The organism is Desulfobotulus mexicanus (assembly GCF_006175995.1).
In the GTDB taxonomy this organism is placed as follows: Bacteria; Desulfobacterota; Desulfobacteria; order Desulfobacterales; family ASO4-4; genus Desulfobotulus; species Desulfobotulus mexicanus.
In genome coordinates, this window is sequence record NZ_VDMB01000065.1 from 1 (window position 1) to 1490 (window position 1490).

The 1490-nt window shown below is 46.5% G+C and carries 1 tRNA gene and 2 pseudogenes; 1 reads left to right on the top strand and 2 read right to left on the bottom strand.

The features are described 5' to 3' along the window. Positions 1-237 (top strand): annotated as a pseudogene (locus tag FIM25_RS17815) (IS4 family transposase); the annotation flags it as partial. Positions 238-244: 7 nt separating this feature from the next. Here FIM25_RS17815 and FIM25_RS16925 read toward each other — a convergent pair. Further along, a pseudogene (locus FIM25_RS16925) lies at positions 245-787 on the bottom strand (FGGY family carbohydrate kinase); the annotation flags it as partial. 125 nt (positions 788-912) lie between these two features. Beyond that, positions 913-988 (bottom strand) — tRNA-Arg (locus tag FIM25_RS16930). Positions 989-1490 lie beyond the last annotated feature (502 nt).

Below are 1490 nucleotides of genomic sequence, written 5' to 3' on the forward strand. Positions count from 1 at the left end.
CATCTGATTGCCAGAGAAAAACATGGTCTTATGGTTCAGATACTTGGCGGTTTAATTACTTATTTATTGATGGCAATTTACTGCCGGGAGCAATTTGGAGAAGAGGTCTCAATTAAAAGAGTTCGTGAGATAAGAAACACTATTTTGAATGAACTCTTTAATAGTAATAGCGATGAAGACAATCAAGGCAATAAAATTTTAAAAGAGCCGGATCATTTAATGCAAGCAAAAACCTAACCGGACACTACTGGTGTATATTGCACAAAAGGGTGCGGGAGGCATTGGAAAGGTCTGTCACATGGACTTTGCCGCCGGTGAGCTTCCAGATCAGCCATGTATCGATGGTGCCAAAGAGGAGATCCCCCTTCCGGGCCTTTTCCCTTGCACCGGGAACATGGTCGAGAATCCATTTCACCTTGGTTCCGGAAAAGTAGGGGTCCAGCAGCAGGCCCGTGCGCTCCCTGAAAAGGGATTCATGGCCCCTTGCCTTGAGTTCTTCGCAGATTGCCGCACTCTGGCGGGACTGCCAGACAATGGCGTTGTATATGGGTCTCTGGGTGTGCCTGTCCCAGATCACCGTGGTTTCCCGCTGATTGGCAATGCCTATACCTGCAATGCCAGCACCGCTGACTCCAGGTTTGCCCAGCATTTCCGCCACTACCGCCTGAACGGAAGACCAGATTTCCATGGCATCTTGCTCCACCCATCCGGGTTCAGGAAAATACTGGGTGAATTCTTTCTGGGTGATGTGCAGAATTTCGTTTTCTCTGTTGAACAGAAGGCTCTGGAGCTGGTGGTGCCCTGATCAATGGCAAGGATGTAGTCTGCAGGCATGGTGACTCCATGGGGAGTGTATACTGGGGGAATAAAAAAAGCCCCGGACAGAATCCGGAGCTTTAATGATTATATTTGTGGCGCGCCCGGCACGACTCGAACGTGCGATCTTCGGCTCCGGAGGCCGACGCCTTATCCACTGGGCCACGGGCGCAACAAAAAGAATAATTAGAAGAAAGGCGTTTTCCTGTCAAGGTATTTTATGTAACCCAAATCCTCCATCAAATTAATCCACACCCCTCCTGTGGTGTTTCGGGAGGCTTTTTTCAGCCCTCAACGGGGCGGTGAGGATTCAAAAATAATTATTTATGAGGAATAATTCTCAAATATGAGACGCAACACTCAGAAAAAATCAATACACAGATTTTTTTGGCGTAGCTATCCCTTTTGAGTCAACAATCTAAAAACTATTCTTCTGCCTTGGTACTGAGTCAGGCTGGTCTAAGCCTTTAAAAGGCTTAGTCTTTTTCGTATTTCCATCATCCAACCCACAGATCTTTTRCATCRTATGATCAAGGCAGATGCCTTTTCATAKACATGGGCCGGGATATGAATCAGGTTAAAACGAATGATTTTCATCTTCTTCGTGASCCAATTTTCCCCCAGAGCCAGCTATTTCATGGCSACATGAAGATTCATCGATAGAATCATAATCC